General features: G+C 43.6%; 16 protein-coding genes, 2 rRNA genes and 3 pseudogenes (1 of these 21 cut by a window edge). 16 read left to right on the forward strand and 5 right to left on the reverse strand.

Annotated elements, in window-relative coordinates; translation table 11 throughout:
* Both DMB88_RS03130 and rrf read left to right on the forward strand, forming a co-directional pair.
* A 23S ribosomal RNA gene (locus tag DMB88_RS03130) occupies window positions 1–1,717 on the forward strand (it extends 1,208 nt beyond the left edge of the window).
* A 77-nt stretch (window positions 1,718–1,794) separates the two neighbouring features.
* A 5S ribosomal RNA gene (gene rrf / locus DMB88_RS03135) occupies window positions 1,795–1,911 on the forward strand.
* 67 nt (window positions 1,912–1,978) lie between these two features.
* On the opposite strand, the gene DMB88_RS03140 is transcribed toward rrf, so the two are convergent.
* Window positions 1,979–2,701: a phosphodiester glycosidase family protein gene (locus tag DMB88_RS03140; RefSeq protein WP_164848594.1), complete on the reverse strand. Its 723-nt coding sequence runs from the start codon at window positions 2,699–2,701 to the stop codon at window positions 1,979–1,981.
* Window positions 2,702–3,406: 705 nt separating this feature from the next.
* Here DMB88_RS03140 and DMB88_RS30705 point away from each other — a divergent pair.
* Together DMB88_RS30705 and DMB88_RS03150 are read left to right on the forward strand one after the other, a co-directional pair.
* Window positions 3,407–3,553 carry a terminase gpP N-terminus-related DNA-binding protein gene (locus DMB88_RS30705; protein WP_251384550.1) on the forward strand — a complete coding sequence of 49 codons (147 nt, stop codon included), beginning with the start codon at window positions 3,407–3,409 and terminating at the stop codon, window positions 3,551–3,553.
* Window positions 3,505–3,720 carry a hypothetical protein gene (locus DMB88_RS03150; RefSeq protein WP_128100166.1) on the forward strand — a complete coding sequence of 72 codons (216 nt, stop codon included), beginning with the start codon at window positions 3,505–3,507 and terminating at the stop codon, window positions 3,718–3,720. The genes DMB88_RS30705 and DMB88_RS03150 overlap by 49 nt, the downstream gene beginning before the upstream one ends.
* A gap of 442 nt (window positions 3,721–4,162) precedes the next feature.
* Here the strand turns inward: DMB88_RS03150 and DMB88_RS03155 are convergent, their stop codons facing one another.
* Window positions 4,163–5,191 (reverse strand): LacI family DNA-binding transcriptional regulator, encoded by a 1,029-nt coding sequence (locus DMB88_RS03155; RefSeq protein WP_128100167.1) that lies wholly within the window; start codon window positions 5,189–5,191, stop codon window positions 4,163–4,165.
* 513 nt (window positions 5,192–5,704) lie between these two features.
* Here DMB88_RS03155 and DMB88_RS03160 point away from each other — a divergent pair.
* From DMB88_RS03160 to DMB88_RS03180, 5 genes are all read left to right on the forward strand, one after another.
* On the forward strand, window positions 5,705–7,048 hold the full coding sequence (locus tag DMB88_RS03160; RefSeq protein WP_128100168.1) for an ABC transporter substrate-binding protein: 1,344 nt from the start codon (window positions 5,705–5,707) through the stop codon (window positions 7,046–7,048).
* Window positions 7,049–7,473: 425 nt separating this feature from the next.
* Complete coding sequence (locus tag DMB88_RS03165) at window positions 7,474–8,367, forward strand: carbohydrate ABC transporter permease (RefSeq protein WP_128100169.1); 894 nt, start codon at window positions 7,474–7,476, stop codon at window positions 8,365–8,367.
* On the forward strand, window positions 8,367–9,185 hold the full coding sequence (locus DMB88_RS03170; RefSeq protein ID WP_128100170.1) for a carbohydrate ABC transporter permease: 819 nt from the start codon (window positions 8,367–8,369) through the stop codon (window positions 9,183–9,185). Before DMB88_RS03165 ends, DMB88_RS03170 begins: the two co-directional genes overlap by 1 nt.
* 116 nt (window positions 9,186–9,301) lie before the next feature.
* Window positions 9,302–10,690 carry a GH1 family beta-glucosidase gene (locus tag DMB88_RS03175; RefSeq protein ID WP_128104291.1) on the forward strand — a complete coding sequence of 463 codons (1,389 nt, stop codon included), beginning with the start codon at window positions 9,302–9,304 and terminating at the stop codon, window positions 10,688–10,690.
* Between the two features lie 151 nt (window positions 10,691–10,841).
* On the forward strand, window positions 10,842–11,192 hold the full coding sequence (locus DMB88_RS03180; protein ID WP_128100171.1) for a FlxA-like family protein: 351 nt from the start codon (window positions 10,842–10,844) through the stop codon (window positions 11,190–11,192).
* A gap of 200 nt (window positions 11,193–11,392) precedes the next feature.
* Here the strand turns inward: DMB88_RS03180 and DMB88_RS03185 are convergent.
* Window positions 11,393–12,750, reverse strand: a pseudogene (locus DMB88_RS03185) (MATE family efflux transporter).
* Between the two features lie 248 nt (window positions 12,751–12,998).
* On the opposite strand from DMB88_RS03185, the gene DMB88_RS03190 reads away from it, so the two are divergent.
* The gene (locus DMB88_RS03190; protein ID WP_128100172.1) at window positions 12,999–13,433 is read left to right on the forward strand and encodes an RNA polymerase sigma factor; all 435 of its coding nucleotides are present in this window, start codon (window positions 12,999–13,001) and stop codon (window positions 13,431–13,433) included.
* 16 nt (window positions 13,434–13,449) lie between these two features.
* Here the strand turns inward: DMB88_RS03190 and DMB88_RS03195 are convergent, their stop codons facing one another.
* Together DMB88_RS03195 and DMB88_RS30115 are read right to left on the reverse strand one after the other, a co-directional pair.
* Window positions 13,450–14,088: a phage tail tape measure protein gene (locus DMB88_RS03195; RefSeq protein WP_128100173.1), complete on the reverse strand. Its 639-nt coding sequence runs from the start codon at window positions 14,086–14,088 to the stop codon at window positions 13,450–13,452.
* Window positions 14,089–14,435: 347 nt separating this feature from the next.
* Entirely contained in the window at window positions 14,436–14,576 is a 141-nt protein-coding gene (locus DMB88_RS30115) for a hypothetical protein (RefSeq protein WP_164848595.1), read from the reverse strand.
* A gap of 647 nt (window positions 14,577–15,223) precedes the next feature.
* Between DMB88_RS30115 and DMB88_RS03200 the strand changes: the two genes are divergently transcribed.
* The 6 genes and pseudogenes from DMB88_RS03200 to DMB88_RS31915 all read left to right on the forward strand — a co-directional run bounded on the left by DMB88_RS03200 (window position 15,224) and on the right by DMB88_RS31915 (window position 18,592).
* On the forward strand, window positions 15,224–15,883 hold the full coding sequence (locus DMB88_RS03200) for a PIN-like domain-containing protein (protein WP_128100174.1): 660 nt from the start codon (window positions 15,224–15,226) through the stop codon (window positions 15,881–15,883).
* A pseudogene (locus DMB88_RS31910) lies at window positions 15,856–15,915 on the forward strand (hypothetical protein); the annotation flags it as partial. The gene DMB88_RS03200 and the pseudogene DMB88_RS31910, both read left to right, overlap by 28 nt.
* A gap of 57 nt (window positions 15,916–15,972) precedes the next feature.
* Complete coding sequence (locus DMB88_RS03205) at window positions 15,973–16,533, forward strand: hypothetical protein (RefSeq protein WP_128100175.1); 561 nt, start codon at window positions 15,973–15,975, stop codon at window positions 16,531–16,533.
* Window positions 16,534–16,649: 116 nt separating this feature from the next.
* Window positions 16,650–17,174, forward strand: a pseudogene (locus tag DMB88_RS30710) (tyrosine-type recombinase/integrase).
* A 209-nt stretch (window positions 17,175–17,383) separates the two neighbouring features.
* Window positions 17,384–18,148 (forward strand): FRG domain-containing protein, encoded by a 765-nt coding sequence (locus tag DMB88_RS03215; protein WP_164848596.1) that lies wholly within the window; start codon window positions 17,384–17,386, stop codon window positions 18,146–18,148.
* 291 nt (window positions 18,149–18,439) lie between these two features.
* On the forward strand, window positions 18,440–18,592 hold the full coding sequence (locus DMB88_RS31915; RefSeq protein ID WP_368028316.1) for an HNH endonuclease signature motif containing protein: 153 nt from the start codon (window positions 18,440–18,442) through the stop codon (window positions 18,590–18,592).
* The last annotated feature ends 8 nt before the right edge of the window (window positions 18,593–18,600 follow it).

The following is an 18,600-nucleotide window of genomic DNA, read 5'->3' on the forward strand; positions in this document are numbered from 1 at the left end:
GGCTTGATCTTATGATCAGGGGTAGGGGAGCGTTGTATAAGGGTTGAAGGTGTACCGTAAGGAGCGCTGGACATTATACAAGTGAGAATGCCGGTATGAGTAACGAAAAGATCAGTGAGAATCTGATCCGCCGAAAGCCTAAGGGTTCCTGAGGAAGGCTCGTCCACTCAGGGTAAGTCGGGACCTAAGGCGAGGCCGAAAGGCGTAGTCGAAGGACAACAGGTCGAAATTCCTGTACCACCGTAAGCCGTTATGAGCAATGGGGGGACGCAGTAGGGTAGTGACGCAGGCTGATGGATGCCTGTCCAAGCAGTGAGGCTGATGTGTAGGCAAATCCGCACATCGTTAAGGCTGGGCTGTGATGGGGAGTGAAAATTACAGTAGCGAAGGTCATGATCTCACACTGCCAAGAAAAGCCTCTAGCCAGGTGATGGTGCCCGTACCGCAAACCGACACAGGTAGGCGAGAAGAGAATTCTAAGGCGCGCGGAAGAACTCTCGTTAAGGAACTCGGCAAAATGACCCCGTAACTTCGGGAGAAGGGGTGCCCCGGTAGTGTGAATAGCACGAGGGGGCCGCAGTGAAAAGGCCCAAGCGACTGTTTAGCAAAAACACAGGTCTGTGCGAAGCCGTAAGGCGAAGTATACGGGCTGACGCCTGCCCGGTGCTGGAAGGTTAAGGGGAGCGGTTAGGACTAGTCCGAAGCTGTGAACCGAAGCCCCAGTAAACGGCGGCCGTAACTATAACGGTCCTAAGGTAGCGAAATTCCTTGTCAGGTAAATTCTGACCCGCACGAATGGCGTAACGACTTGGGCGCTGTCTCAACGAGAGATCCGGTGAAATTTTAATACCTGTGAAGATGCAGGTTACCCGCGACAAGACGGAAAGACCCCATGGAGCTTTACTGCAGCTTGATATTGAATTTGGGTACGATCTGTACAGGATAGGTGGGAGCCTTTGAAGCCGGAGCGCCAGCTTCGGTGGAGGCACCGTTGGGATACCACCCTGATCGTATCTAGGTTCTAACCTGGTACCGTAATCCGGTGCGGGGACAGTGTCAGGTGGGCAGTTTGACTGGGGCGGTCGCCTCCTAAAGAGTAACGGAGGCGCCCAAAGGTTCCCTCAGAATGGTTGGAAATCATTCGAAGAGTGCAAAGGCATAAGGGAGCTTGACTGCGAGACCTACAAGTCGAGCAGGGACGAAAGTCGGGCTTAGTGATCCGGTGGTACCGCATGGAAGGGCCATCGCTCAACGGATAAAAGCTACCCTGGGGATAACAGGCTTATCTCCCCCAAGAGTCCACATCGACGGGGAGGTTTGGCACCTCGATGTCGGCTCATCGCATCCTGGGGCTGAAGTAGGTCCCAAGGGTTGGGCTGTTCGCCCATTAAAGCGGTACGCGAGCTGGGTTCAGAACGTCGTGAGACAGTTCGGTCCCTATCTGTCGTGGGCGTAGGAAATTTGAGAGGAGCTGTCCTTAGTACGAGAGGACCGGGATGGACGTACCGCTGGTGTACCAGTTGTTCCGCCAGGAGCACCGCTGGGTAGCTATGTACGGACGGGATAAGCGCTGAAAGCATCTAAGCGTGAAGCCCCCCTCAAGATGAGATTTCCCAGTATGTAAGACCCCTTGAAGACGACGAGGTAGATAGGCTGGGGGTGGAAGTGCAGTAATGCATGGAGCTGACCAGTACTAATCGGTCGAGGGCTTATCCAATTAGCACGTTCTAATCGCAGACTTTCGTTTCGAATCTAGTTTTCAGAGAACAAATACTCTGAAATGTAAGCTACGCGTTTGGTGGCGATGGCGGAGGGGTTCCACACGTACCCATCCCGAACACGACCGTTAAGCCCTCTAGCGCCGATGGTACTTGGACCGCAGGGTCCTGGGAGAGTAGGACGCCGCCAAGCAACTAAAAAGCACATTCGATTAATTTCGAATGTGCTTTTTTCTTATTTATTATTGTGATCAAAGATTTTAAGGGGTTATTACGCGAATCATGTTGTATACATAACGACTACTATTTACTGGATTACGTTTGGGATTATTGATTTGCATCTGGGTAGAGCCTGATCCATCGAGCATGATGGAATTCACTGCATTCAAACCGAGATCATCCATAATATCTCGCATGAATGGAACACTTCCCTGTCCTGCAATGAGGTAAGCATCATTGTTTTTCCAGGCTAAGATCGTTCTTGGAATGGACAGGTAGTATCCAAGCTCGCCTTTTATAGAGGAACCACCCCAGTTCTCCAGGTTGTAATCATTACCGCCAATGACCATCTCCACCGTTGATTTGGGATAATAGGCGTATACCTCATTGAGGTTTTTGACATATAGATGTGTGGCTTTAAGTGAACCGTTCATGTCTTTATAGAAAACAGCTGTTTTACGCGAAATTTCGTTACCACTCACCGAAGTGTTCGAGAGATAGTTCTTTTTCAGCGTTCGACCTTCATAGGTAACGGTCTGATTCTCCTCCCCTTTGACATAGATAATGGAGGAACCTCCGGTTGGAGGGCTGCTGTAGCCTTGAGTTGCTTCGAAGAACCCGCCATTAATGCCCACATGAGATGTTTTGTTCAGTGGTCGAAGCACCGTTTCAGATTTAATGTTACTTAGTGGGGTTTTAATCACGTGCTGCTCCACGATTGCCGCCGGGATGTGTTTCCAAGAATAGTATTCATAGTTTGCCATAATAATTCTCTCCTTTTTCTGTGTTTTTGTCCTTGCATATATAGGGGAATTTAAACAAGGAGTTACAACCCGTTTCTTAAACTTTTTTAGATAATCACTTTTTGAAGCCATATCACATGACCGAGATCCAATGAGTCAGAATGAGTGGCTTTTTTGTGCTGGAACTGAATATTTACAGGTGTGGAACGAAAGCTAAAAAGCCAATCTGAGTAAGCGCAGCTACAAACCTTCTATACGTAGGCTTTAGAAAAATTAGGCTTCACACATAGCACGGAATTCTACCCGCATTATCCAATAAGAACAGGAGAGCATGTGGAAAACAGCGGGAAGAAGGGGACACGCATATGGGAAATGATAGATATTTAAATTGATGAAATTACATCATTTTAGCAGAAATAATTGTAAAATAATGATATAATAATAGGAACAAATGTTCTTATTTTGGTTGTGGAGTACCTGATTTATTTACCCTATAGGTGTACGAGATAAGAACGAAAAGGAGTGATTATTCCATTGCAAAATGAGCAAACAGTTTTCGAGAGATATAGGAGGGAAATTTATAGAATTGGATGGCGAGTACAGTATAGGGCGAGAAAAATTAAACAGCGGGAGTTGCCTATGTATGATGGTGAGGCCTTCAATCAAAGCTTCACAGTACCGGTGGATGATCGTATTATCATCGAACAGCTTATTAACACGCTTCCTATGAATGGGAGGGAAATACTGCATAAAATTTATTTCCAAGGGTATACGGAGGCAGAGGTAGCCAGTCACTTGAATATAAGCCAACAGGCGGTGAACAAATGGAAGAGGAAAATGTTGAATCTGTTATCTCAGAAAGTAAGTTCATAGAACTGTTAGCAGCAACAAGAAATAAAGATCCCCAAGCTACAGTTGAACTGCTCCAATTGTTTAACTCAGACATTCGAAGATTAAGTCAGTTTATCTATTTGCCACCTGAAGATGCAGCATCAGAGATCATCATTGAATTTCTTGAGTTCCTTCACAGCGAGGACTAGACCTGCCTTAGGATTTAGGAGATGAATATAACTCAATTCAGTAGAAAGTCTAAGTGGACTAACCTGAGTGAAAAGAACTTGAGATCCAACTTGATAGAAGATAGAAGAAAAGATCAGAGTGGATAAATTTTAAAAACTTAAAACTGAGATTAAACATCTGAAAACCAAAAACCAAAAACCAAAAACCTCAAAAAAATCAGTGATTGGTGGGGATGAAGGATTGTTAGCATGCTCGTAAAACTTACGTTGTGGAATCGTATAATACCCATAGAAGATCGTAAACGAATTCGCGTTTATGATCTTCTTTTTTGTGATGTGTGAAGATAAGATAATCCGCCTATATGAGCATAGACACAGTTAACCTAGTCAAAGGTTAATATAGTTAACTACTCTCGTTATGAAGCGGAGCGACGTGTGCTAGGTGTGAATTGCATTTGCGTGACTAACCGTCAATACCAGGAAGCATGACGCCGCAAGATTGGCGTACAACAAGCTCTGGCTCCACTTTGATGCATTGATTATCCATTTGCTTGTTCATCAAGTCAAAAAGAATCATAGCGGCCAGGCGTCCAATCTTGTCGGTATCTTGCTTGACTGTAGTCAGCGGTGGATCTGTGTAACGGCAAGCTTCAATATCGTCACATCCCGCAATGGCAATGTCTTCAGGAATACGAAGTCCTGCTTCCTTGAAGGCGCGCATCGCGCCGAATGCCAAGAGATCTGTGGCTGCAAATACAGCACGAGGCAGCTCGCCACGAGCCAGCATTTCCTTCGCAGCTTGGTAGCCATCCTCAGCAGCATAATCCTTGCTGTACACCATCCATTCAGGCTTGGTATCCAGACTAAACTGTTTAAGTGAACGCTTGAAGGCATCTTCACGCTGCTGCATGACGAGTGAGGCACGCTGTAGACCGATAAAGCCAATGTCCCGGTAACCGTTCATATAGAAATGCTCAACGACCTTTGGTGAGATTTTCTCATTGTCTGACATGATGTAACAAGAACCTTGCCCCGTTAATTCAATGTCAATGCCAATGCAGGGAATTGGACTTGCATCCAGGTCGTACACACTACTTTCCACTTCATCACCCGCAATGATGATGCAGCCATCCACTTGAAAATATTTGGATCTAGCTAAATAATCTTCTCCCTGATCAAGAAACTTTTCGTTAGAAAAGAAGAGCAGATCATAACCGAGCAAGCCTATTTGTTTCTTAAATGTGTTAATGACTTGCACGAAGAATGGGTGGCTGAAATCCACATTGAGCTTACCGGCGAATACAACACCAACAAGATTGGATTTCTTGGTAGCCAGTGTTTTGGCAGAGGAGGAAGGACGATACCCGTTCTCATCCATAATTTTAAGTACACGCTGACGGGTCTCTTCGCTAATATCGGAATAGTTATTGATTATTTTGGAGACTGTCGCCACAGAGACGCCGGCTATATTGGCAATCGTTTTGATATTCATTAAACATCCTCCGGCTTCTAAACTGGTTTCGCTAGATTTAGTTGTGTAAGTTTTCACTTTCCTGCCTGTATTTTATGCTACAATGCCAGCTGAGTCAACCGTTACACCTTATAAATAAGGGACAACACTCTATATATGCTTCAGGTTTATGAATATAAATAGCTTTGTTAATCAGAAGAAACGGCAGGGTCCTAGTAGAATTATAGAGTTTTTTTACGAAACAGTAGTGCTTTTATCAGTATTACTATAAGGTTTGTCTGCAAAAAGCAACTTGTTAGATGACTGAAGTATATGTAATCTCGTATGTGTTTAGATGGGTTTTCGGTTTTTTTAGTTTGGTGTAACTTGAAGTGATTATTTAAAAAATTCCTTATTTAACAAGGTTTTTATCTTATTTTTGGAAAAAAATAAAAATCCACTATTTACAAAATATGAAGTCGCATTCATAATGAGTGAGTAATCAACGAAACTGATTTCGTTAACATTATCTCAAAATCATTGGGGGACACAGACATGTTCAGAAAATTTTTAATGATGTCATTTGTAACCGTTTTAATTTTGGTTCTTGCAGCTTGTAGCAATGCAGAGGAGACGGCGGGAGGCTCGTCTACGGAAGGCGGCAAAGAGAAGGTCACGCTTAAGATCATTCACTGGCAGCAAGAGAATATTAACAACTACATCAAGGAGTTCAATAAGAAATTTGAAGAAAAGTATCCTGAGGTAAAGGTTGAATATACGACGGTTCCAGCCGATGCAACGTATGATCAACTGATGCAGACGCGGATGAATGCTGGTGAATCAGGGGATGCGGATATTATCCCGCTGAAATCTAGCTTCGTTGGCGCACCACAGGACTGGTCTCCAGGAGCAGCTGATCCAATGTGGAAGCAATGGATTGATGCTGGGTTAATCGCTGATCTGTCTGACCAAGCATTTGTGAAAAACTACAATGAAGTTGATGTACAGAATGCAATGACGTACAACGACAAGGTGTATGGCGTGAACATGGGTAAGGTGGCATTCACAGGTTTGTTCTACAACAAGGACTTATTCGCTAAATATAACCTTCAAGTTCCAACAACGTGGACTGAGCTTCAAAATGTAATTAAGGTGCTTAAGGATAATGGCGTAGAGCCACTTGGCTTCGCAGGAAAAGATGTATGGCCAATTAACCTTGCGGTACAAGGACTGCAAGCTTCCATTCACGATGATCAATTGAGTTATATCCAGGGATTGTGGACAGGAGAGACTAAACTGACCGATTCAGTACAGATTGAAGTGCTTCAGAAGTCTCAGGATCTGATGAACAGTGCAATGAACGGCTTTATGGGAATTGACTATGGTACACTGCCAACATTGTTTGCGACAGAGCGCGTTGCGATGATTGCTGATGGTACATGGGATGCAACAACGATTCAAACAGCGAATCCTAATCTGAAGTTCGGGTATTTCCCTATTCCAGGTAGTGATGATGCAGCGAAAAACAAAGATTTGGCCGGTAAATATGATATGACTTGGATGGTTGTTGAGAAATCACCGAAGAAGGAATATGCACTGAAGTGGCTTGAGATGTTGTCTGAGAAACAAAACTACACAGACTTTGTCAATGCAGCGGGCTTCCTACCGACTCAACCTGACGTCGCTCTGACTAGTGAATTCATCAAAGAAATTCAGCCTTATCTCGACAACTTTAAGCTCTCATGGGATCAGCTATTCATCAACCGTCAAAATGTAGGACAGTACATTGCTGAATCCAGTGTGCACGCAGAGCTGTTGAAGCCAGCAGGACCACTTAACACACCAGAGGAGCTTGCAGCAAAATCCCAGGCAGACTGGGATGCGGCAGCGCCTAAATAAAGTAAATGAAGTATATAAGTTTAACTAAACTTTTTACACGAGAACGGAGAGGACAGAAATAACATGAAGAAGCGGAGCTACAAGTTTTCTGTAAGAAAGCTACTTCGAAAGGATACGCTTCGCCTCAAAGCTTTCTGAAAGAAAGCTGCATCGGAAGCATAAGCTCTCACCGGATTTTCCCTTTGAAGAAGGGAATCAAAAAAATCTGGGGATAACAGCGATCGGAAAGTTATTCTGTCATCGGAGTGGTTAGTGTAAATATTCTTTAATTGAACTTATATTGAACGTTTAATTAGCACATCAGGTACGGTAATTGTGTCGAATGCGCCGGAATAGCGCTCAGGGTCAATACCTTCGGGTGAGCCGGGCTGTTATCCCGGCGTTATTTGAATAGATCGTATCACCAGATGAAAGGTGTGAGTCATATGTATCCCTTTGGAAAAGGAAAAGCTCGCCTTATTCCGTACTTATTTTTGAGTGTCCCCTTATTACTATATATTGTGTTTGGCTTTGGGCCATCAGTTGTCACTGTGCTATTCTCGTTCACCGATGCTACGGGGGTGCGGGGACAGTCCTGGAACTTTATCGGATTAGACAATTATGCAACGTTCTTCGGGGCTTCGAACTCCGGTGATCGGCTGGCAGCGATTGGACGGTCATTGTACTTTGCCTTTGCCGTCGTCATTATCCAAAATGCCGTCGCATTGTTCATGGCCGTGTTAATCAACAAGAAGCTGCGTGGTGACAATCTGTATCGTGCAGTGTTCTTCTTACCTGTCGTGCTTGGGGTAACGGTATCGGGTCTGATCTGGCAGCTTGTTGCCAATCCGCTTGGTGGACCTGCACAGTCTGTATTGAACTTCTTCGGCACGAGTTCGAACTTTTTCGGAGATTATAATATTGCCTTTGAATTAATTATCTTTGTGCAGATCTGGATGTACATGGGCTACTCGATGACGATATTCCTCGCAGGTCTGCAATCGATCCCAAGTGACCTGTACGAAGCAGGATACATGGATGGAGCTTCTGGCTGGAAGGCGTTCAAGAATATTACCTTCCCGATGATTGCACCGGCCTTTACGGTCAATATGTTGCTTTCGATCATCGGTGCACTGCAAACCTTTGATATCATCTACGTGCTCACAGGCGGTAAATTCAATACGACTACACTGGCCTTTGACGTATATGCTACAGCGTTTGGTAGTGGAACGTCGGATTACGGTTTAGCGTCCGCAGTGGCTATGATCCAATTCTTGTTTGTATTTATTATCTCGATGGTGGCCTTGTTCTATCTTCGCAGAAGAGAGGTGGAGATGTAATGAAGCAGAGCAAATGGTCTCGAATTGTCAGCTATATCATCGTACTGCTAATGCTGGCGTTATATATTTTCCCTCTGTTCTATCTATTCAACGTATCGATGAAAACGCAGACGGAATATTTGATTGATCCGGTTGCGCTCGCTCAGGGTTTCCGATTAGAGAATTTTACAGAGGCTTGGACACGGGGGAATTTCTCTCAATATATGTGGAATAGCGTGCTCTATACGGGGCTATCAACGATGTTGACCTTGATTCTATCCATATTCGCGGCGTTTCCGCTGGCAAGAAGATATGTGAAGTTCAGTACGTTCTTGTACGTTTTCTTCCTGATCTCGATGTATCTCCCGAATCCGCTTATCCCGCAATTTTCGTTGATTAATAGTTTAGGTCTCTATAACACACAGACCGGTTACATTTTGTTGAAAACGACGGGAACGGGTATTGCTTTCCTCATGTTTGTTGGTTATATCAAATCGGTTTCGCGTGAATTGGATGAGGCGGCAGCTATGGATGGATGTGGATATACAAGATACCTGTTCACCATTCTTGTACCACTGATGAAGCCTATTTTGGCTACAGGTGTTATTTTGACAGCCATTGGCGTGTGGAATGACATCATAGGGCCGACGATTTATTTGTCCGATCCGAGCTATCAACCAGTTACCAAGGGGCTGTTCACGTTCTATGGTCAATATATGAATAACTGGCCGTTACTCGCTTGCGGTATTTTGATCGTAACGTTGCCACTTGTGGTTCTATATGTCGTGTTACAACGCTTTATTGTAGGTGGTGCGATGGCAGGAGCCGTGAAATCGTAAAGTGGTAATTCTTATCCTGTCTTATGGTTGAATCAGAATGGAATTAAAGCCGTGCGAACTGATTTTAGGAAGTGATGTGCTTGAAGATGATATACAGCGAAAGGGTGACCTGAATGATGAATAAGCAAGTACTACCGTTTCCAGCGGATTTTATGTGGGGGACTTCAACGTCCTCCTATCAGATTGAAGGAGCAGCTAACGAAGGTGGGCGTGTACCGTCTGTGTGGGATACATTCAGCCGTGTACCCGGCAAAGTCGTGGATGGAGATCATGGCGATATTGCGTGTGACCACTATCATCGATATCCGGAGGATATTGCGCTCATTCAAAAGCTTGGGTTCAAGCACTACCGCTTCTCCATTGCTTGGCCACGCATTATCACTGCACCTGGCGTAATCAACGAGGAAGGGTTGGCGTTCTATGAACGCCTACTAGATGAGATCGAGCAGGCAGGTCTTATTCCAATGGTTACGCTGTACCACTGGGATTTGCCACAATGGATTGAAGATGAGGGAGGCTGGACGAACCGGGCGGTGTTGGCACATTTTCGCGAATATGCTTCGGTCGTTATGGAGCGTTTCGGATCACGAGTAGGCTGGTGGAATACCATTAATGAGCCTTATTGTGCCTCTATTCTGGGCTATGGTACGGGAGATCATGCACCTGGACACCAGAACTGGTATGAAGCGTTTACGGCAGCACATCACCTCTTGCTCAGTCACGGTATTGCGATGGAGCTTCATCGGGAGAAGGGGTTAACTGGTCAGATCGGTATTACATTGAATATGGAGTACGTTGATCCTGCTTCGGATACTTCGGAAGATGTTGCCGCCGCTGCACGGCGGGATGGCTTCCTGAACCGTTGGTTCGCTGAGCCGATCTTCCATGGAAGGTATCCGCAGGATATGGTGGAATGGTACGGTGATCAGGCGCAAGGAATGGATTTTGTCCACGAGGGGGATCTCGAACGAATTCATCAGCCGGGTGATTACCTCGGCATCAACTATTATGCACGAAGCGTAATAAAAGCAGCTTCTGACCATAGCTTGTTGCAGGCAGAGCAGGTGCTGTTCACAGAGCCAGTTACCGATATGGGTTGGGAAATCCATCCCGATTCGTTATATCGCTTATTGACGCGGGTTCAGCGTGATTTTACTCAAGGTCTACCGATCCTGATTACCGAGAACGGCGCTGCAATGAAGGATGAGCTGGAACATGGCGCCGTTAAGGATGAGAGCAGGCAGCAGTATATCCGAGATCACCTGGTCGCTTGCCATCGTTTTATTCAAGAAGGCGGACAGTTGCATGGATACTATGTGTGGTCCTTTTTGGACAATTTCGAATGGGCATTTGGTTATAGCAAACGGTTTGGGATTGTCTACGTAGATTACACAACACAAAAGCGTACCCCGAAGGAGAGCGCGAAGTGGATCAGTCAGGTGATTGAAGCAAACGGTCTGGAAATATCCGAAACCGAGGCTCTTTCAAATGTAGAGACCAGGTAAAGTTTGAATGTGTAGGAAGAGGTCATTCAGCAACCTTTCAGTTGACTTTAAGGTGTCTTAAAGCCGCAAGAGGTATAGTGAAGTCACTATAAGAGGTTGTTCATAAAGTCCGATCTTTATGAACATACACTATAAGAGGAGGCGAATGACCTTGAATATCTCATCCACGACAAGCTCTAGCACATCGTACACATCATCATCTTCAAGCTCTAATAGCACCAGCCAGCTGGAGAAACAAAAGGCAAAACTTGAATCCGAACTGGAGAAGGTTCAATCTAGCAAAGATGATGAGAAGACAAAAGAAACGAAAACCAAGCAGCTAGAGCAGCAGATTAAGCAGATTGAGGCACAGATTAGCCAAAGCGCTCAAAGTAGCGGTTCAACTGTGCAAAAACAAGCACCGCCACCAGAGGCATCTGCCAATCGAATGACAGCCGCTTCGCCGCAACAAATTGCGAATGCCACAACAGACAGCAATGGTAGGTTTGATATTCGAATTTAGAGAGCCTTTCTTGAGGTCATCTAGTGGGTAGCACAGCGTAATACATAGAAACAGGGTACTCCAGTTAGGTGTGGGAGTACCCTGTTTCGTTAAAGTGGCACGGGCAAATGACTATTCAAACCTCTATACAGCGATTGCAAGGTAATTCTGTCATCGAAGCGGTATGTGTAATTTTTCTTAGTTGCACCAATATCGATAGATTAATTGTGGATGCTTAGCTGGCTTAATCGTTCAGCCAATGAACGTTTTCTATAATAGATGGTTATTGAAATGAGAACGAGCAGCTCAGATAGCGGCACAGCCAGCCAGATTCCTGTAATGCCGAAGAACGCAGGAAGCAGTGCAATCAATGCAATCATAATGATCATCTCGCGTGCGGCTGTAATCCAGATCGCCATTTTGGCGTTTCCAATCGATTGAAAGTATGTGCTCATCACAAAGTTAATCCCCATGAAGAGGTAAGCAAACGTAAATATTCTTAAGCCGTAGATCGCATTATCTGTGACAGTCGAGCTGAAATTACCGAAGATTTGCACAAAGTAAGACGCACCGATCTGTACGATGAGCAGTAACAAAACACCGCATATCCCAGCCGTCCATCCCGCCAAACGTACAGCCTGCTTCTCCCGATCTCTCTGCTTCGCACCATGATAATAACTGATGAGAGGCTGAGCAGCCGAAGCGAGCCCCAGAAATGCCAGTAAGACAACCCCGTGAATATAGTTCAATACGGTAAATGATGCGACGCCATCTGTTCCTGCAATTCGTTCGAGTGATACATTGTGGGAAACGGAAAAGACGGACATACCGAGTTCAGCTAGAAAGCTTGGAAACCCGATAAGTGCAATGGCAGACAGCAGCTTCCAGTTCCACTTGAAACGAGTGAAGGTGAGATGGTTGTTTTTTTGAAAAAGTGAGTTAACAGAACAAGTAAAGCCAGGAAAGCCGATATAATCGTCCCCAGAGCTACGCCTCGAACACCCCACTCCAGTACATACAACATCACATAATTGATAACGATATTTGCCACAGCAAAGGTAATTTGTGCGTACATCGACGTATTCGGATTACCATCATTGCGGACAAAAATACTCAGTGCATTTTCTATCGTAAATACAAAGCCAAACAGCAGCATAATATTCATGTAATCCGCAGCATGAGGGAAGGTCTCCGCATTCGCGCCAAGGGCGTAGACCAATGCGTCTTTGAAGCTAAACGCTGTAAGTCCAATCACAAGAGTTGCCAGCAAAATAATGGTGATGGATTTGGAGAAGATCTGTTTGGCCTTCAGGAGATCCTTCTCACCCATATGTGTGGAATACAGTGTGGCACCGCCCATACCGATCCAGAGCGACATCGCAACAAATAACGTATAGACCGGCGAAGCAATTCCGATTCCAGCTAAAGCCGTGGAGCCGAGCTTATGACCTACCATAATGCCATCAATAATAAAGTTGAAGCCAACGACTAACATGCCAAGAATTGAGGGCACAAGATAGCGTATAAAAGCCTGTCGTACAGTTTGTTGCTCAAGCGGGTGAGACCAGTTCGTATTCATGTTGACCTCCGTTAATAAACTGAATGTTCATTCTATATAATATTATACTGAACGTTCGTTCTGTATAATATCACAGGATGCGATTGTTTAGCAATTTCCTCTGAAAATGTTCTACCTGTGGTAGAGTGTGTGGACACTATTTATTTTAATATCGAAGGCAGCTTGAATGAATGGTGTAAGGAAAAATTTAGGGAACTGGGGAACCAAACTCCATTGGGCTCAGTCTTATTATGTGAGGTGAACAACAGTTGGACTATCAATTTCTGGCACATGCCCAGACGATCGACAATTACACGTTAAGTCACATGATGGATGACTATGGTAATGATGTGTGGAATTATGTGTACTTTCTGACCAAAAGCACGGAGCTGGCAGATGAGGTGTCGCAGGAAGTATTTATCCGAGCATACTCCGGGATTGCCCATTTTCGCGGGGAAAGCTCATTAAAGACATGGCTGCTGACCATCACAAGAAATACGACATTTACATACCGCAAATCGAGATTTTTTCGCAGCAGTTTATGGGGAGAGACCTTATCGATTCAGACAGAACAAGAGTATTCAACAGGCCGGGAAATGATCCCTGAGACGTATGCACATCCATCCGCTGAAGCCGAAGTGCTGAGCAAGGAGCATGTACATGAGATCTGGGATATCGTGATGGCTCTGCCGGATAAATTCTGACGCCTGGATTAAGGAACTAATCATAGTAGAGTTGTCGATCTCGCCTGTGAGTTTGATAGACCGCGCTACGACATTCCCCGCCATATCCCACTCTAAACGGCGCTTGGCTGTAGTTAGCATGTCCTGATCTGATCCCTTGTGTGTTGATTTTGGTTACCAGGTTCCCACTGCCTATGACTAGTGAAACGAAATCTCCTAGCACACCAACAATACGTTCCGCTAGAATTCCCTGTGCTGTGATAGCGACCCTTGGCGTCCTGCCCCCGTCTGTTGTAAGGATAACCCCGTCAGACGTCATTATGACCTGATTGGCATTTTGTGTGCCTGAATCCAGATCGTTAAATGACAAGATTAACCCAGCAGGGATATCCGTAACGCTGCGTACCGCTGGAGCAAACTTGTCCCCTACCGTAATAGCCGCAGCTTCCATGGACGACTTAAATTCCTCAATCGAACCTTTGAGCGTGTCCATTTGGGTTTTGGCAAGTTGATCTGCAGCACCAGCCGAATTTTCAAGCTCGCCTGTGAAGCGAGTAATTCGGAATGTTTTGGCGTCAATTTCGATTTTGCCACCTGGACGTAATGGCCCCGCGAATTCAAGGAATTCCACATGGTACCGGCTTCCTTTCGCAACCGCTCCAAAAGCAACGTCCATGATGGCACACTGCAAAAGATATTGTGGAAAGCGGGTGAGGGATCGGTACAAGCAAGGAACGGATGAATACAAGAAAGCTGATGAACAGGTATATCAATCTCAAAAGTAACTGACACGGCAGCTTGAAGCGGAGAAAAGAAAGCAATATCAAGCATCATCCGAATGGATTACCAAAGTAGAAGATTTAGTAGTGTAACTGATAGGTCTATAGATCGCCAAATCGTCAGAGGGATCGAGTCAGTTGCAGAGACTCTAAAAATAATTGGAGTGTTATAGAGACATAAATAAGGCATTAAAAAAAGAGGATTGATCAGATCCTCTTTTTTCTTCCCACAGCTATGAGATTGTCATAATTTCTTATGTAAGAAGTACAACAGCATCCACAATAGCGCAGCCCACACAAATCCTAGTGTCGAGGCATAAAACCCCAACGCGAATAGTGCAAACTCCAGGCAGTTTTTGGTAGTACTTTTCCAACTTCTTCTCATAATAACTTCCTCCTCATTTTTACAAGGGCATTTCGCCCAGGTCTGGGGATAGGCTGTCAGCCTTCCCCAGAATTCGAAGGAAGTAGAAGTTTGGAGTTTACCACGCAATAACTTATTGGCCCTATGGGTAATTTGTGAGTTACCAATCAAGTCTAGTCACATAGAGAAGAGTTGGCGGTTTACCCTACCAAAAGTAAACCCTTTGTGGTAATTCTAAAGTTCTTTACTCAGAAAAATCATGCGTTTGGAAAGCTAACAGATCTTTAACCGAATTTTGGAAATACGCGCTTGTCATTTTCATATGAGAATCACCTTCTTCCTTTCTAAGGAGAGCTTGATTGGTTTCACGTCAACAATTATATAATTAACTAATATCCAAATCAAGGAATTCTATTGAAATATATCTCAATCGTGTCTGTAGCGTGTCACTATCAATATAAGGGAATTGTTCCCGGATATCCCTTCTACACCTTATCCTGGCAGGACTCGACCGTGCTGTGGGATTGTAATCCTTAGACGTGAATCGTCAGAGGTGCGGGATGCGGGGGATGGAGATAAGAGCTCTCCAATTATTCTTAATAAGAGAAGGAATTTAGAATATCCTGTCGAAATTTACCTCTTGATATTTTTAAATTTAGGAGGAAAGTATGAAGCAGGAATTTTTGGGTTACTACTCTCCAAGCGAGGAAGATTTTGAAAAGTTATGGTCTGAGTGCACATTTGTCTTTGATGCGAACATGCTTATAAATCTTTATAGATTTCCGAGAGATTCAAGAGAAGCGTTAGTAACAATAATGGAAAGTGTCCAAGAGAGAATTTGGATACCTCATCAGGTTGCGCTCGAGTATCATAAGCTTTTACACGATGAAATTTATAATCAAAAGAACGCATACAGTAAATTTGAGGAGCAGTGTACTAATTCTATAAATGATCTTGTGGCTGAATTAGTCAGTCTGCGTCACTCGAACATAGAATCTAAAGGCATTGAAAAGGTTTTAAAAGATTGTCTGAAAAAAATAAATGATGAATTGAAAAAACAAGCTGCATCTCAACCGGATCTTGTAGCCATTCAAGACAAGGTGACTCAATTGATCGGAGATAAAGTGGGAAAACCATATACTAAAGATCAGTTAAATAAACTTTATGAAGAGGGTGAAGCTAGATATAACGATAAAATTCCTCCAGGTTACAAAGATTTAAATGACAAAAAGGGGAAAACAACTCTTTATGGGGAATCACTTATAAAAATGAGTATGGGGATTTTATATATTGGAAACAAATCCTTGAGAAAGTCAAGGAAGATGTAAATATTAAATCGATAATTTTAGTTACTGATGATAATAAGGATGATTGGGTTCATAAGGTAAAAGGAGAAAAAAAAGGACCACACCCGGAATTGGTTTATGAGTTTAACAAAGAATGCGAAGGGAAACAATTCTATCTTTATAATTCTGAAAGATTTTTGCAATTTGCAAAGAAACTTTTGAAACTCGAAGATACCTTCCTTGACACTGCAAAGGTAACAGGCGCTATTGAAGGGATTAAAGAACTCAAGAAAAATGATTATCAGTTTGAGCTTTCAAATACAAGAAAAGCAGAACTCATAAAAGAAGTAAAGCTCGACTTTCCGCATGAGAAATTTGCGAAAGGTATTGATTACGTTTTAAACAATGATTCAGAAGAACTTCGTGTGAATTTTGTGTTGAGTATAGCAGGCGAAGCCTCAAGGGAAAAGCTCTCTAATTTTGGCGATACTATAAAGAATGCCTTGCTGGTTCTGTACGATGTTAAAGCTTGGGTTTATTTAAAACATAATGCTGTTATTGGGGATAATTACTACTATAGCTTTGAAATTATAGGAGCGACAAAGGTTAAAGACCAACTAGAAGTATTGCTTAACAGTGTAGCGTCGAGTTTGTTCTCTTCTAATAATACGGTAGTATTTATCACTAATTAGTTAACAGTTTTATAGGGGTATGAGAGGAATGTCATAGATCAATCCGAAACGCAAAGTAAGAACGGAATTTTTTAACTTGATATGGGAGGTGGTAGCCGGTGAACTTCGTATAGCCGATCAGGGACCCAGCTGTCATTGATGATATATAGGAGTTCCTGCGGTCAGAAAATGAACGCAATTACATGATGTTTACGTTTGGCATTAATACTGGGCTGCGCATACAGGATATGCTCAAGCTGCGCGTGAGAGATGTTCAAGGCGAACATTTGATCTTGATCTAGATGAAGACGAATAAAAAGAAATGGATTAAGATAAATGCTGCGCTACGCCGGGAGCTGAAGAGATACACGGAAGGCAGGGAAGGGGGAATACCTGTTCCAGTCCAGGCAAGGTGAGAACAAACCAATCAAGCGTGACATGGCATACAAGATCATGCGCAAGGCTGCGGCTCATTTCGGGTTAAAAGACATTGGTTGCTACGCCATGAAGAAGACATTTGGGGCTACCACATGTACCAACGAACCACAAATGTTACCCTGTTACGCAAGATGTTCAACCACTCATCAGATTCAATAACTATGGGCTACATCGGCATGGATCAGGATCGGATGGACGTGGCAATGAACAGCTTTGAACTCTGAGTTATACATAAATAACGAGTATATAACTCATTTTCAGAAAACAGGATAAACCCTTGATACAACTAAGAAATTTCTAGCCATGCCAGTTATGCAAAATATATAGATATGAATAACTCATTGAGGGAGAGTATTAGTTAGGATCATACAGCAATTCCCTTTTTTAATTTATCAAGCTAATATATATAGCAGAACAAGTAAAGGGGATACTCTTGGGTTATTCAGAAAAATGGATCAATATTCTAAATGAAGTTGCAGAATTTCAAAAGAACAAAGAATATACTTGGTTTAGAGGTCAGTCTGATATTAAGTTCAACCTATTATCAGGGTTGTACAGAATTCAAAAATTTGATCTTCCGGTGTATCTAGCGTCTGAACGATACTACTACACGGTTTTTAAAAGAATGGGGCATTTGTTGCATAGGGAAGCAGGATGGAATCTATTGTTTCTCATGCAACACCACGGTGTGAGGACAAGACTTTTGGATTGGACAGAAGCCTTCGCGACTTCGTTATATTTTGCAACATCTGGATGGAATCCCAATTCTAATGACTGTGTGATATGGATGCTTGATCCTATTGGGCTTAATGAACTGTCTTTAGGTGAAAGAGTATTCTATTTTCCTGATAAAGATTATGCTGATTATCTTAATGGAAAAGTAAATTTTTCTGAGAATTCACTTGCGGTCTATCCATTACGTAACAGCAACAGAATAAACTCGCAATTAGGAATGTTCACAATGCAAGGAAATAACAAGGTTTCTCTAGAAGAAGAGTTCAATGGAACTTTAGTAGATAAAGGTTTACTAGGTAAGGTAATAATTACAAAAGATATGTTGCCAGATATTAATATGTATCTAAAACATAGCGGTGTGAGCCATTATTCAGTGTATCCAGATTTAGATGGGCTTGCTAAATTCGTAAATGATTCAGGGTTTGTAAGTCCTAGAAAGAAAAAAGATGATAGTGAAGCTTGAGCAGCGTAATGTTGCTCTTTTTTTCATTGTTTTATATTACCTAGGGAAAGGATTGTTGTAGTTGTCAATTGCAATCAAGCGACCTTGCAACCGCCCCGGTTGTCCCGAGCTATCGAGTGAGGCTTACTGCCTAGGCACAGAAAGGAAAGGGCAAGAGAGAATGATCAGCGACGAGGGACGTCAACCCAACGCGGATATAACGGTCAATGGCGCAAGGCACGAGAAGGATACTTACAAAAGCATCCAATCTGTGTTGAATGCGAGAAGCAGGAACATCTTGTAGCTGCCACAGTGGTTGACCATATCGTACCGCACAAAGGAGATGAAGGTCTGTTCTGGGACAGCACCAACTGGCAAGCATTATGCAAGAGGTGCCATGACATCAAGACAGTTACGCAGGATGGTGGTTTTGGTAACGATGTGAGAACATTAGATTCGAGGTGAGGACGATG

The organism is Paenibacillus sp. DCT19 (assembly GCF_003268635.1).
Taxonomy (GTDB): domain Bacteria; phylum Bacillota; class Bacilli; order Paenibacillales; family Paenibacillaceae; genus Paenibacillus.

Bases quoted from the DNA above. Each gene is read 5' to 3' on its own strand.
- DMB88_RS30705 (WP_251384550.1), top strand. From the start codon at position 3,407: ATGAATGGGAGGGAAATACTGCATAAAATTTATTTCCAAGGGTATACG.
- DMB88_RS03155 (WP_128100167.1), bottom strand. From the start codon at position 5,191: ATGAATATCAAAACGATTGCCAATATAGCCGGCGTCTCTGTGGCGACA.
- DMB88_RS03165 (WP_128100169.1), top strand. From the start codon at position 7,474: ATGTATCCCTTTGGAAAAGGAAAAGCTCGCCTTATTCCGTACTTATTT.
- DMB88_RS03170 (WP_128100170.1), top strand. From the start codon at position 8,367: ATGAAGCAGAGCAAATGGTCTCGAATTGTCAGCTATATCATCGTACTG.
- DMB88_RS03140 (WP_164848594.1), bottom strand. From the start codon at position 2,701: ATGGCAAACTATGAATACTATTCTTGGAAACACATCCCGGCGGCAATC.
- DMB88_RS03160 (WP_128100168.1), top strand. From the start codon at position 5,705: ATGTTCAGAAAATTTTTAATGATGTCATTTGTAACCGTTTTAATTTTG.
- DMB88_RS03200 (WP_128100174.1), top strand. From the start codon at position 15,224: ATGAAGCAGGAATTTTTGGGTTACTACTCTCCAAGCGAGGAAGATTTT.
- DMB88_RS30115 (WP_164848595.1), bottom strand. From the start codon at position 14,576: ATGAGAAGAAGTTGGAAAAGTACTACCAAAAACTGCCTGGAGTTTGCA.
- DMB88_RS03175 (WP_128104291.1), top strand. From the start codon at position 9,302: ATGAATAAGCAAGTACTACCGTTTCCAGCGGATTTTATGTGGGGGACT.
- DMB88_RS03150 (WP_128100166.1), top strand. From the start codon at position 3,505: ATGGAAGAGGAAAATGTTGAATCTGTTATCTCAGAAAGTAAGTTCATA.
- DMB88_RS03195 (WP_128100173.1), bottom strand. From the start codon at position 14,088: ATGGACGTTGCTTTTGGAGCGGTTGCGAAAGGAAGCCGGTACCATGTG.